Raw genomic sequence first — 12,555 nt, forward strand, 5'->3', positions numbered from 1 at the left:
GAGAACCCTCAACGCTCCGGGCGGCCCGTCCCCGCGGCCGCCCGGAGCCCCGACTCCCACCCCTCGGGGGCCTCCGTGACGGAAGGGGCCTTGCGCAGCACGCCCCGCAACATCGAGGACCCGTTCGCGAGGGTCTCCCGCAGGCGCCCGGCCCTCGTGCCGGCCGGGTTGTCCCGCGCCGAGTCGTGCCCCGCTCCCCACGCGTCGATGCCCGCGGCCCGGCACAACGCCACCGCCCTGGGCAGGTGGAAGAACTGCGAGACGACGACCACCTCCGACACGCCGAACACGTCGCTGGCCCGGACACAGGAATCCCAGGTGGACAGCCCGCCCGGGTCGAGCACCATGTCCCGCTCGCTCACCCCCAGCCGCGCCAGGTAGGCCCGCATCGTGCCCGGTTCGTCGTAACCGTCGGGCCCGGTGCTCCCCGAGAGCAGCAGGACGTCGACCCGCCCTGACAGGTAGAGCCGAGCGGCCACGTCGAGGCGGCCGGCGAGCAGGCGCGTGGGGCGGCCGTCCTCCCGCACACCTGCCCCCAGGACCAGCGCCACCGGGGCGGGCGGGACGTCCTCCGGCCCGCCGATGCGGCCGTGGCTGGAGCCGTGGGCCCACACCGCCGGTACCCCGACCGTGACGACCACCGTGACCAGACCGGCCACCAACCAGCGTCGAGCGCGCCCCACCACGTCCTCCGTTCGTCGGCCTCGCACCGACAGACGCGTGGGGCGGGGGTGGGTTCCCCGGGGCACGGGCGAGGGGCGGTCCCTCGGCCGGGACCGGGACGACCGGGGAGGTCCGGGGCGCTGGGAGCGGGGGCGAACCCGCCGGCCCTGGCGGCCCCGGGGTCGTCCACCGCAGCGCGGGAACCGGAAACCGGATCCCCGTGCGTGGGGGTGGAACCGTCCGGCGCTGGCGGAGGCTGCCTCGGGCGGCGAAGCGTTCGAGGAGGCGGCCGTGCTGTGCCGCGCTTGCTGACCAGGTGCGCCGTCGGGCCGTGGCGACCGCGCGCGGCCGAGGTGGGGGCGGCGCGGGCCCCGCGCGGTGGGCCGGGACGGGGGAGAGCACCAGGGCGGGTCCTCCCGGAACGCGTTCCGAACGCACTCCCTGGGATCCGCCCCGGCCCCGCCCCCAGCCGTGGACCACGCGGTGCCGGTGATCCCGCCCCGAGCCGAGCCCGGCGTCCGGCGCGCCGCAGGGGTGCGACGCGGCTGAGCCCGCCGGGAGAGCCGGCCACCCCGGACGGCGACCAGGTCAGGCCGTCCGCCGACCCTGCCAGGCGGACCGGACCCGGTCGCTGGTGGGGCGGTCGGCGGCCGCCCGAGGTGGGTGCGCCGCCGCGCGGGAGGTCAGCCGCCCTTGCCCGGCCCGCCCCACCCACCGCGGTGGCGACGCTGGAGGTACCGCTCGAACTCGGCCGCGATGACCTCCCCGTTCGCCTCGGTCAGCGTGATCTCGTCTCCCCGCTCCTCCAGCGCCCGGACGTAGTTCTTCACGTCCTCGTCCTCGTCGGCCATCTCGCTGACCGTCTCCTCCCATTCGGCGGACTGCTCGGGCAGGGTCCCGACCGGGACCTCGATGTCGAGCGCGTCCTCCACCCGCCGCAGGAGCGCGAGCGTCGTCTTCGGGGAGGGGGGCTGCGAGACGTAGTGCGGCACGGCGGCCCAGAAGGACACCGCCGGGATGCCTGCGCGCACGCAGTAGTCGTGGAACACGCCCAGCACGCCGGTCGCCCCCTCGTAGCGGGAACGGTCGAGCCCGAACCGGCTGGCGGATTCGGCGTCGTAGGCCGTTCCGGTGACCGGCACGGGCCGGGTGTGGGCCGTGTCCGCGAGCAGGGAGCCCATCGTGACGACGGTGCTGATCCCGAGGTTTTCGATCACCGACACCAGTTCGGCGCAGAACCTGCGCCACCTGATGTTCGGTTCGATACCGTGCAGCAGTACCACGTCGTGGGACACTCCAGGGGGCCGGCAGACCGTGAAACGCGTGGTCGGCCACTCGACGCGTCGTGTTACACCATCGACCAGAGATAGAGTGGGCCTGGTCACAGTGAAGTCGTAGTACTCCTCGGGATCGAGTTCCGTCAGCGGGCTCGCGTCCCAGCTCAACTGGAGGTGCTCGATCGCGGCACTCGCGGCGTCACCTGCGTCGTTCCAGCCCTCGAAGGCGGCCACCAGGACGGGATCGGTCAGCTTGGGCAGAGCGGAATTCGACTCGTCGGCGCCAGGATCGGGGTGGGTCACCGCGCCAGCCTACGGCCAACGGACGTGTTGGCAATCGTAGGCTGGTCCCATGTCGGACCGCGCGGTATCGCCCTTGCTCGCCGCCCTCCGTGACCGTGTCGTGGTGGCGGACGGCGCGATGGGCACGATGCTCCAGTCCTGGCCGCTCACCCTCGACGACTTCGCCGGGCTCGAAGGCTGCAACGAGATCCTCAACGTCACCCGCCCGGACGTCGTGCGCGCCGTGCACCGGGGCTACCTCGAGGCCGGGGCGGACGCGGTCGAGACCAACACCTTCGGTGCCAACCTCGCCAACCTCGCCGAGTACGACATCACCGACCGCATCCACGAACTCGCCCTCGCCGGGGCGCGGCTGGCCCGGGAGGAGGCCGACGCCTTCAGCGAGGCCGGCCGCCCCCGGTTCGTCCTCGGCTCGGTCGGTCCGGGGACCAAGCTGCCCACGCTCGGTCACGCCCGGTACGAGGTGCTGCGGGAGGCCTACCAGCAGCAGGCGGCGGGCATGCTCGCCGGCGGGATCGACGCGGTCCTGGTCGAGACCTGCCAGGACCTGTTGCAGACCAAGGCCGCCATCATCGGGGCGCAGCGGGCCATGGTCGCCGAGGGGATCACCGTGCCGGTGATCGCACAGGTCACCGTGGAGACCACCGGCACCATGCTGCTCGGCACCGAGATCAACGCGGCCCTCGCCGCCCTGGAACCCCTGGGCATCGACCTGATCGGCCTGAACTGCGCGACCGGTCCGGCCGAGATGAGCGAACACCTGCGTCAGCTGGCACGGCACTCCCGCATCCCGCTCTCGGTCATGCCCAACGCCGGTCTGCCCGAACTCGGCCCCAACGGCGCCGTGTACCCGCTCGGCCCGGAGGAGTTAGCCGAGGCGTTGGCCGGTTTCGTGCGCGAGTTCGGGGTGGGCCTCGTCGGCGGCTGCTGCGGCACCACCGGTGACCACATCTCAGCCGTGGTCGACGCGGTGCGCGGTCTGCGGCCGGTCGAACGGGCCCCGCGTCCCGAAGCGGGGGTCGCCTCCCTGTACCAGGCGGTTCCCTTCCGGCAGGACGCCAGCGTCCTCATGGTCGGCGAGCGCACCAACGCCAACGGGTCCAAGGCGTTCCGCGAGGCCATGCTCGCCGAGAAGTACGAGGACTGCGTCGAGATCGCGCGTACCCAGACCAGGGAGGGCGCCCACCTCATCGATCTGTGCGTCGACTACGTGGGGCGGGACGGCGTCCAGGACATGACGGAGCTGGCGGGGCGGCTCGCCACCGCGTCCACGCTGCCGATCATGCTCGACTCCACCGAGCCGGACGTGCTCCGCGCCGGACTGGAGTGCCTCGGCGGGCGTTGCGCGGTCAACTCGGTCAACTACGAGGACGGCGACGGGCCGGACTCGCGGTTCCAACGCATCATGCGGTTGGTCTCCGAGCACGGCGCCGCCGTCGTCGCGCTCTGCATCGACGAGGAGGGGCAGGCCCGCACCGCGGAGTGGAAGGTCCGCGTCGCCAGCCGGCTCATCGAGGACCTGACGACCAACTGGGGGATGCGGGTCGAGGACATCATCGTCGACTGCCTGACCTTCCCCATCTCCACCGGCCAGGAGGAGGTGCGCCGGGACGCCATCGAGACGATCGAGGCGATCCGGGAGCTCAAGCGGCGCTACCCGGAGGTGCAGACCACGCTCGGTGTCTCCAACGTCTCCTTCGGCCTCAACGCCGCCGCCCGGCAGGTGCTGAACTCCGTGTTCCTGCACGAGTGCGTCGAGGCGGGACTGGACACCGCGATCGTGCACGCCAGCAAGATCCTGCCGATGGCCCGGATCCCCGAGGAGCACCGCGAGGTCGCCCTCGATCTCGTCTACGACCGGCGACGCCCCGACTACGACCCGCTCCAACGCCTGATGGCGCTCTTCGAGGGGGCCACGGCGTCCTCCGCCCGCGCTTCACGGGCGGAGGAACTGGCCGCGCTGCCGCTCTTCGAACGACTGGAACGGCGCATCGTCGACGGTGAGCGCAACGGCCTGGAGGCCGACCTCGACCTCGCCCTCACCGAACGGCCGGCGCTGCGCATCATCAACGACACCCTGTTGGCGGGGATGAAGACGGTCGGCGAGCTCTTCGGCTCCGGCCAGATGCAACTCCCGTTCGTGCTCCAGTCGGCCGAGGTGATGAAGACCGCGGTGGCGCACCTGGAGCCGCACATGGAGAAGGCCGACGAGGGCGGCAAGGGGCGCATCGTGCTCGCCACCGTCAAGGGCGACGTCCACGACATCGGCAAGAACCTCGTGGACATCATCCTGTCCAACAATGGTTACGAGGTCGTCAACCTCGGCATCAAGCAGCCCATCACCGCCATCCTCGACGCCGCCAGCGAGCACCGCGCGGACGCCATCGGCATGTCCGGACTGCTCGTGAAGTCCACGGTCATCATGAAGGAGAACCTGGAGGAGATGAACACGCGCGGCGTCGCCAGCCGGTGGCCCGTGCTGTTGGGGGGAGCCGCCCTCACCCGGTCGTACGTGGAGAACGACCTCTCGGAGGTCTACCGGGGCGACGTGCGTTACGCGCGCGACGCCTTCGAGGGCCTGCGGCTGATGGACGCCATCATGGACCGGAAGCGGGGCGGGACGGCGCTCGTCGACGAGGCCGAACAGGCGAGGATCGCCGAGCGGAAGGCCCGGCACGAACGGTCCCGGCGGATCGCCGAGGCCCGCAGGGCGGCGGCGGAGGCGGAGGAGGCCCAGGCGCCGACCGGGCGGTCCGACGTGGCCACCGATGTCCCCCTGCCCACGGCGCCCTTCTGGGGCAACCGGATCGTCAAGGGCATCCCCCTCGCCGACTACTCGGCCCTGCTCGACGAGCGGGCCACCTTCTTCGGGCAGTGGGGCCTGCGGGGTACCAGGGGCGCAGCCGGGCCGAGCTACGAGGAGCTGGTGGAGACCGAGGGACGGCCGAGGTTGCGGTACTGGCTCGACCGGCTCTCCACCGAGAACATCCTGCAGCACGCCGCCGTGGTCTACGGCTACTTCCCCTGCGTGGCCCAGGACGAGGACCTCGTGGTGCTCAGCGAACCCGACCCGGCCTCGCCCGAGGTCTGCCGCTTCACCTTCCCCCGCCAACGGCGGGACCGCCGGCTGTGCCTCGCCGACTTCTTCCGCCCACGCGAGCTGGCGGCCAGCACGGGACAGGTGGACGTCCTCCCCCTCACCCTGGTCACGATGGGGCAGCCCATCGCCGACTTCGCCAACGAGCTGTTCGCCGCCAACGCCTACCGGGACTACCTGGAGGTCCACGGGCTGGGGGTGCAGCTCACCGAGGCGTTGGCCGAGTTCTGGCACCAGCGCATCCGCCAGGAGCTGACCTGGTCCGACGGCAGGAGCGTGGCCGCCGAGGACCCGAGCGACGTCACCGAGTTCTTCCGGCTCGGCTACCGGGGGGCCCGGTTCTCCCTCGGCTACGGGGCGTGCCCGAACCTGGAGGACCGCGCGAAGATCGCGGCGCTCCTGGAACCGGAGCGGGTCGGCGTCACCCTGTCCGAGGAGTTCCAGCTGCACCCGGAGCAGTCGACGGACGCGCTCGTGGCCCACCATCCGGAAGCGAAGTACTTCAACGCCTGAGCGAAGCGCTCGCCGCCAGGGAGACCGAGGAGGAGATCCGTGAGTTCACCGTCCCCGATGGACGGCGCCAGCCGCCTGCCCGCCGCCGTGCTGTGGGACATGGACGGCACGCTGCTCGACTCCGAGAAGCTGTGGAGCATCGCCCTGGAGGAACGCGCCCAGGAACTCGGTGGCCAGCTCAGCGCGGAGACCAGGGCGGCGATGGTCGGGTCGAACCTGACCAGGAGCATGGGGCTGCTGCTGGCGGACCTCGGACTGCCCGTCACCCCGGAGGCCACCGAGGCCAACGCGGCCTGGGTGATCGACCGGATGCGGGAACTGTTCCGCACCCGGCTGCTCTGGCGGCCCGGCGCGGAGGACGCCCTCGCCGCCGTCCACGCCTCGGGCGTTCCCATGGGGCTGGTGACCTCCACCGTGCGGACGGTCGCCGAAGTCCCCCTCGAGGGCATCGGATGGCACCACTTCAAGGCGGTCGTCTTCGGCGACGAGGTCACCCACAACAAGCCCCACCCCGACCCCTACCTGCGGGCCGCGCGCCTGTTGGGCGTCGACCCGGTCGAGACGGTAGCCGTGGAGGACTCGCCGACCGGGGTCGCCTCCGCCGTCGCGGCGGGGTGCACCGTGCTGGTGGTTCCCTGCGAGGTCGACGTGGAGCCGGGGGAGCGGAGGGTGCACCGGGCCTCGTTGGAGGGGGTGGACGTCGAGGTGCTGGCCGACGTGCTGGCGGGCCAGGGCTGACGAGGTCACAGCGCCAACAGCCCGGCCGAGGTCGGGGTGAAGCCACAGCTCGACAGGTAGAAGGGCCCCAGGTCCGCCTCGAAGTCGACGTGCAGCCACTGGCACCCGGCCTCGCGCGCCCCGGCGACGGCCGCGCGCACCAGGCCGGCGCCCACCCCCGCGTGCCGGTGGTCCACCGCCACCACCGTGTCTAGCAGGAACGCGTGCCGGCCCCCGTCCCAGGCCACGTTCACGAAACCCACCAGGCGGTCACCCGCGTGGGCGTTCACCCAGCCCAGGCTGTGGCGGTGCAACCGTTCCACCCAGATGTCCCCCCGGCCGTCCGTGTCGAAGCCCTCCGCGTGCAGGGCGTCCAGCTCCTCCTCGCGCACTTCGGCACGCCACCGGAAGTCGACCGCCACGCGACGGAGTGTAGTCAGGTCGGTCGGCGGCGTCGCCGCTCCGGTTCGGGGACCGCCGGCCCGCGTCCCGGCCGTCGCGGGCCGCGAACCCGTCGACGTCGCGCTCGACCGGCCGTGGATCGCCCGGGGCGGCGGGTGTGACCTCGGTCACCACGGGGTGGTGCGCCGAGGTCGGGCGGTCCGTCCGGTCCGGGGCGGACGGGACGACGTCCCGGGGTGGCGCACGGCCGGGCCGAGGACGGTGCCCGGGCCCCGTTCCGGTCGTCCCTCGGCGCGAGGACGGGCGCAACGACGCACCGATGGCACCCGCGCGCGGGAGGAAGTGCGAGGATGACACACCGTGAAGACGTTCGACCAGCTGTTCGCGCAGCTCACGGAGAGGGCGGCGGAACGCCCTGAGGGATCGGGGACGGTCGCCGCGCTGGACGCGGGCGTGCATGCGCAGGGCAAGAAGGTTCTCGAGGAAGCCGGGGAGGTGTGGATCGCGGCCGAGCACGAGTCGGACGAGCGGTTGGCCGAGGAGATCTCCCAGCTGCTCTACCGCGTCCAGGTGCTCATGCTCGGTCGCGGGCTGAGCACCGAGGACGTGTACCGCCACCTGTAAACCGAGCAGGAGACCCCTCATGCTGCGCGTCGCCATTCCCAACAAGGGCTCGTTGGCCGAGTCCGCCGCCGAGATGCTGGCCGAGGCCGGTTACCGCCGCCGCCAGGGCCCGAAGGACCTGACGGTCATCGACCCCGCCAACGAGGTCGAGTTCTTCTTCCTCCGCCCCAAGGACATCGCCATCTACGTCGGAGCCGGCACCCTCGACATGGGGATCACCGGGCGTGACCTGGCCCTGGACTCCGAGGCGCCGGTGCGTGAGCGGCTCGCTCTGGGCTTCGGCAAGTCCACCTTCCGGTTCGCCGCCCCGGCGGGCACCGACTGGAAGGTGGAGGACCTGCACGGGCGCCGTGTCGCCACGTCCTACCCGAGACTCGTGCGCAACCACCTCGCCGAGAAGGACATCGAGGCCGAGGTGATCCGGCTCGACGGGGCGGTGGAGATCTCGGTGCAACTCGAGGTCGCGGACGCGGTCGCCGACGTCGTCGAGACCGGGACCTCCCTCCGCCAGCACGGCCTGGTGGCCTTCGGGGACCCGATCTGCGTCTCGGAGGCCGTCCTGCTGGAGGGGGAGTCCGCGCCCGACAGCCAGGGGCGTGCCCAGCTGGCCGCCCGACTGCGGGGCGTGGCCAGGGCCCAGCAGTACCTGATGCTGGACTACAACTGCCCCGACCACCTGTTGGCGGCGGCGGTGGCCCTCACACCCGGGCTGGAGTCGCCCACGGTCTCGCCCTTGGCGGAGGAAGGCTGGAACGCCGTGCGGGCCATGGTGCCCCGCAAGGAGGCCAACAGCGTGATGGACGAGCTCTCCTCCCTCGGAGCCCGCGCGATCCTCGCCTCCGACATCCGCTTCTGCCGCCTCTAGGCCCCGAGGGGCCCGGGGAGGGGGTACGGACTCGTGCGGTTCAGTCCACCCTCTCCAACGGCGTCTCCCCGCCCTCCCCGGCCAACGCCGACGGTTCCGGCCAACCCGGGTAGGGCGGGGGCGTACCGCCGAAGGCCGGGCAGCGTGAGCGGTGGTCGCACCAGTCGCACAGCCGGCTCGGGTTGGGTGGGAAGTCGCCGGTGCGACCCGCTCGGAGGATCGCCTGCCAGATGGCGTCCACCGTCCGTTCGAAGCGGCGGAGTTCCGCCTCGTCGGGCGTGTAGACGAGTGCCTGCCGGTCGGCCAGGTACATCAGCTTCAGCTGGGCCGGGACCACGCCTCGGAGCCGCCACAACGCGAGGGCGTAGAACTTCATCTGGAACAGGGCCTTGGCCTCCCCGAGCTGGCGGGGCGCCGCGCCCGTCTTGTAGTCGACCACCCGGATCTCCCCGGTGGGAGCCACGTCCAGCCGGTCGAGGTAGCCCCGGATGAGGACACCGGACTCGAGCTCGGTCTCCACGAGCAACTCGCAGGCCTCGGGTTGGAACCGGGTCGGGTCCTCGAGGGTGAAGTAGCCACCGAGGAGTTTCTCCGCGGTGGCCAGCCACCCGGCGAGTTCCGGGTCCTCGGCTCCCCCGAAGAGCTGCTCGATCAGTTCCGGCTGCTCCTCGACCAACTCCTCCCAGGCTGGTTCGACCAGTTCCCGCGCGCGTTCCTCGGTTCGCTGCGCGGGCGGGAGCGCGAACAGCCGTTCCAACACCGCGTGCACGACGGTGCCCCGCACCTGGGCCTTGCTCGGCTTCTCCGGGACCCGGTCGACGGCCCGCAGCCGGTACAGCAGCGGGCACTGCTTGAAGTCGCTCGCGCGGGACGGCGACAGCGCCGGGCGTCGCCGGGTTCCTGCCGCACCACCCGCCGTGCCAGCATCACCGGGGGGTTGTCGGGGGTCCGTGACTACCGCGTCCGCCATGACCCGGCACTGTAGGCCACCGCGACGACGCTTCGGTGAGGCGCTCCGCACGGTGGGCGGCGCGTTCCGGCCTGGCACACTGCCGCAACACCGTCGGCGTTCTAGGCTTCCTCAGTGCCCGCTTCGATCCGCTGGACCCCCGCGACCGGCCACGAAGGCGGCCTGGTGGTCGCGCGTGTCCGTGGGGTTCCGGTGCTGCTCGCGCCCTCGTGGTGGTTCATCTCCCTGCTCATCGTCGTGCTCTACACGCCCCTGGTCCGCATGATGCTGCCCGGGGTCGGACTCGTGGGGGGAGCGCTGCTCGCGGCGACCTTCACCGTGCTGCTGGGTGTCTCCGTCCTGCTCCACGAGCTCGGGCACTGCCTGGTCGCGCTGCGGATGGGGATGCCGGTGCGGCGGATCCGCCTCCAGTTCCTCGGCGGGGTGGCCGAGCTGGTCCGGACGCCCTCCCGGGCGCGGCAGGAGGGGCTGATCGCGGCCGCCGGTCCGGCGGTCTCGGTGCTGCTCGCGCTGTTGTCGGCGGCGCTGCTGCTGGTGGTCGAACCCAGGACGGTGCTCTGGCTCCTCGTGGTCCAGATCACCGTCGCCAACGCCGCGGTCGGGGTGTTCAACCTGCTGCCCGGGCTTCCGCTGGACGGTGGCCGGGTGCTGCGGTCCCTGGTGTGGGGGCTGACCGGGCGCCGCTCGGCCGGTACCCGAGCCGCCGCCGTCGGTGGGGTGCTGGTGACCATCGCCCTGGCCTGGTGGGCGATCGTGGGGCTGCTCGCCGCCAGCGAGGACCGCTGGTTGCGGCTGGGCGTGTGCGTGATCATGATGTGGTTCATCGGGGTGGGCGTCGTCGCGGAACTCGGCAGCGAGAACCGGCGCAACTGGCCCCCCGGGCTGCGGTTGGCGGACGTCGTCCGCCCGGTCCTCCAGCTCCCCGCGGAAAGCCCCGTCTCCGACGCGCTGGCCGCGTCCGCCGGACGGGGGGTGGTGCTGGTCCGGGCCGACGGCATGGCGGTGGGCCTGCTCGACCTGACGGCGGCCGAGAACCTCGCCAGGAAGGCCCCGGTCACGCCCGCCGAACAGGCCGCCGAACCGATCTCCGCGGAGAACGTCCTGCTCGACTCCGAACAGGGGGAGGACATCGTGGAACGCGTCTTCTCCAGTGCGTCCTGGCAGTTCCTCGTGGTGGACGACGAGGGACGCCCCTCCGCCGTGCTGCACCGCGACGAACTGCGCAACGCGGTGCTCCGGCACCGGGGCGACTCCGCCTGAGCCCTGCCGGCTGGCCGCCGGGAAGCCTGCCTGGTCGCCAGCGGCCGTCGCACCGGCTCCGGTGCCCACCGGCCGATCCGACCTGGGCCGGGGGCCGGGCCGGCCGTGCCGTGACCGGGCAGCCGCCCCGCCAGGGCCGTCTGCCAGGATCGACGTCCGACCGGGCGGGTTCCGCCCGTCCTCGGGACACCCACGTCGAGCAGGAGGTTCAACGCCCGTGAGCACCCCCAGCGGCCCCTTCCGGGAGGGCGACCGCGTGCAGCTGACCGACCCCAAGGGACGGCGCTACACGATCGTCCTCGAGGCGGGCAAGGAGTACCACACCCACCGGGGGGCGCTCGCGCACGACCAGATCATCGGGCAACCCGAGGGGACCGTGGTCAGCTCGGGCGGGGGCACCAGCTTCCTCGCGCTGCGCCCCCTGCTCTCCGACTACGTGCTCTCCATGCCCCGAGGGGCCCAGGTGATCTACCCCAAGGACGCGGCGCAGATCGTGATGTGGGGCGACATCTTCCCCGGAGCCCGGGTGCTGGAGGCCGGTGCCGGCTCGGGCGCCCTGAGCTGCTCCCTGCTGCGGGCGGTGGGGCCGGAGGGGAGTGTGCTCTCCTACGAGGTGCGGGAGGACCACGCCGAGCACGCGGTGCGCAACGTGGAACGGTTCTTCGGGGAGCGGCCCGCGAACTGGCGGCTGCGGGTGGCCGACCTGAAGGAGCACCAGGACGAGCGGGTCGACCGCGTCGTACTGGACATGCTGGCACCCTGGGAGGCCCTGGACACGGTCGCCGACAGCCTCGTGCCCGGTGGGGTGCTCGTCGTCTACGTCGCCACCGTCACCCAGCTCTCGCGGATCACCGAGGCCCTGCGCGAGCAGCAGAAGTGGACCGAACCGGAATCCTGGGAGACCATCCAGCGCCCCTGGCACGTGGTGGGACTGGCGGTACGTCCGGAACACCGCATGATCGGACATACCGCCTTCCTGCTCACCACGCGCCGCCTGGCGGACGGGGTCACCCCGTTGCGGCAGCAGCGGCGGCCCAGCAAGGGCTGAGCCCGCCGCCGGAGTCACCGGGCGGGCGGGACCTCCTCGTCGTCGAGGAAGCGGAGGTCGCACATCTTCCACCCGTTCTCCTCGACGAACCGCACCACGATGCGGGCCGTGGTGGGGAACCCCGCCATCTGCGGGGGCAGGTCCGACAGGTGCTGCTGGAAGATGGCCTGCGCCTCCACCTCGCTCAGGACGGCGGCCGCCTCGAACTCGTAGCTGGCCTCCACCTGCTCCAGGACGGCGGCCACCTCAGGGGGGACACCCAGGGCGGCGGCCGGGTGGAGGTGCTCGATGGCGTCGTCGAAGTACTCCGCCCGGGACGTGCAGGTGTGGGCGAGCAGGGTCTGGCGGTCGTCCGTGTGCATCGCCGCGACGAGGGCGTGCGCGACCTCCTCGATGTCGGTGCTCGTAGCACCCCCGCTGGCCGGGGGGCCCGGGTCCGTACCGCCCTGCCCGAGCGGCGGTTCGTCGCCCCCGGCGTCCTGGCCGGTCGTGGGGGCGTTGTCGGCGGCGGCGGGCGTGTCGTCGTCGCCCGTCAGCACGAGGACCAGCACGACGGCCAGGACGATGACGAGCACACCGCCGCCTCCGAGGATCCACGGGAGCGGGCTCTTCTTCGGTGGCGGACCACCCGGGCCGGGTGGCGGGTAACCGTGCGGTGGGCCGTAGTGCGGGTACTGCTGCCCGCCGGGTCCCTGCTGCGGCCAGCCGCCGACCGGGGTGGCCTGCGGCTGCTGCGGCCACTCCCCGGTGGGGGGCCCGGCCGGGGGCGGGGGCTGGTGCGGCCAGCCGCCCGTGGGTGGCCCCTGCTGCGGCCAG

Annotated in this window: 10 protein-coding genes and 1 pseudogene; 6 read left to right on the plus strand and 5 right to left on the minus strand. The window is 72.5% G+C overall.

The window, feature by feature from the left end; translation table 11 throughout:
• Positions 1-8: 8 nt before the first annotated feature.
• Complete coding sequence (locus ACTIDRAF_RS28030; RefSeq protein WP_211215307.1) at positions 9-683, minus strand: SanA/YdcF family protein; 675 nt, start codon at positions 681-683, stop codon at positions 9-11.
• 663 nt (positions 684-1,346) lie between these two features.
• Positions 1,347-2,243, minus strand: coding sequence for a PAC2 family protein (locus ACTIDRAF_RS0209625; protein WP_016698528.1), 897 nt, complete (start codon positions 2,241-2,243; stop codon positions 1,347-1,349).
• A 49-nt stretch (positions 2,244-2,292) separates the two neighbouring features.
• On the opposite strand from ACTIDRAF_RS0209625, the gene metH reads away from it, so the two are divergent.
• Entirely contained in the window at positions 2,293-5,853 is a 3,561-nt protein-coding gene (metH, locus tag ACTIDRAF_RS0209630; RefSeq protein ID WP_016698529.1) for a methionine synthase, read from the plus strand.
• A gap of 57 nt (positions 5,854-5,910) precedes the next feature.
• Positions 5,911-6,591, plus strand: coding sequence for an HAD family hydrolase (locus ACTIDRAF_RS0209635; RefSeq protein WP_016698530.1), 681 nt, complete (start codon positions 5,911-5,913; stop codon positions 6,589-6,591).
• A 5-nt stretch (positions 6,592-6,596) separates the two neighbouring features.
• Here the strand turns inward: ACTIDRAF_RS0209635 and ACTIDRAF_RS0209640 are convergent, their stop codons facing one another.
• Positions 6,597-6,992 (minus strand): GNAT family N-acetyltransferase, encoded by a 396-nt coding sequence (locus ACTIDRAF_RS0209640; protein ID WP_016698531.1) that lies wholly within the window; start codon positions 6,990-6,992, stop codon positions 6,597-6,599.
• 340 nt (positions 6,993-7,332) lie between these two features.
• Here ACTIDRAF_RS0209640 and ACTIDRAF_RS0209645 point away from each other — a divergent pair, with 340 nt between their 5' ends.
• A complete protein-coding gene (locus ACTIDRAF_RS0209645) occupies positions 7,333-7,596 on the plus strand; it encodes a phosphoribosyl-ATP diphosphatase (RefSeq protein ID WP_016698532.1) in 264 nt (87 codons plus the stop codon).
• A 19-nt stretch (positions 7,597-7,615) separates the two neighbouring features.
• Entirely contained in the window at positions 7,616-8,461 is an 846-nt protein-coding gene (gene hisG, locus ACTIDRAF_RS0209650; protein WP_016698533.1) for an ATP phosphoribosyltransferase, read from the plus strand.
• A gap of 40 nt (positions 8,462-8,501) precedes the next feature.
• Here the strand turns inward: hisG and ACTIDRAF_RS0209655 are convergent, their stop codons facing one another.
• The gene (locus ACTIDRAF_RS0209655; RefSeq protein ID WP_016698534.1) at positions 8,502-9,431 is read right to left on the minus strand and encodes a RecB family exonuclease; all 930 of its coding nucleotides are present in this window, start codon (positions 9,429-9,431) and stop codon (positions 8,502-8,504) included.
• A gap of 114 nt (positions 9,432-9,545) precedes the next feature.
• Between ACTIDRAF_RS0209655 and ACTIDRAF_RS0209660 the strand changes: the two genes are divergently transcribed.
• Both ACTIDRAF_RS0209660 and ACTIDRAF_RS0209665 read left to right on the plus strand, forming a co-directional pair.
• On the plus strand, positions 9,546-10,691 hold the full coding sequence (locus tag ACTIDRAF_RS0209660) for a M50 family metallopeptidase (RefSeq protein ID WP_245533486.1): 1,146 nt from the start codon (positions 9,546-9,548) through the stop codon (positions 10,689-10,691).
• A 217-nt stretch (positions 10,692-10,908) separates the two neighbouring features.
• Complete coding sequence (locus tag ACTIDRAF_RS0209665) at positions 10,909-11,739, plus strand: tRNA (adenine-N1)-methyltransferase (RefSeq protein WP_016698536.1); 831 nt, start codon at positions 10,909-10,911, stop codon at positions 11,737-11,739.
• Between the two features lie 14 nt (positions 11,740-11,753).
• On the opposite strand, the pseudogene ACTIDRAF_RS0209670 reads toward ACTIDRAF_RS0209665, so the two are convergent.
• Positions 11,754-12,555, minus strand: a pseudogene (locus tag ACTIDRAF_RS0209670) (hypothetical protein); the annotation flags it as partial.

This window comes from Actinoalloteichus spitiensis RMV-1378, assembly GCF_000239155.1.
GTDB lineage: Bacteria > Actinomycetota > Actinomycetes > Mycobacteriales > Pseudonocardiaceae > Actinoalloteichus_B > Actinoalloteichus_B spitiensis.

What these genes read in the sequence shown, in the direction of transcription:
- ACTIDRAF_RS0209635 (WP_016698530.1), top strand. Translation starts at nt 5,911, where the DNA reads ATGGACGGCGCCAGCCGCCTGCCCGCCGCCGTGCTGTGGGACATGGAC.
- metH (WP_016698529.1), top strand. Translation starts at nt 2,293, where the DNA reads ATGTCGGACCGCGCGGTATCGCCCTTGCTCGCCGCCCTCCGTGACCGT.
- ACTIDRAF_RS0209655 (WP_016698534.1), bottom strand. Translation starts at nt 9,431, where the DNA reads ATGGCGGACGCGGTAGTCACGGACCCCCGACAACCCCCCGGTGATGCT.
- hisG (WP_016698533.1), top strand. Translation starts at nt 7,616, where the DNA reads ATGCTGCGCGTCGCCATTCCCAACAAGGGCTCGTTGGCCGAGTCCGCC.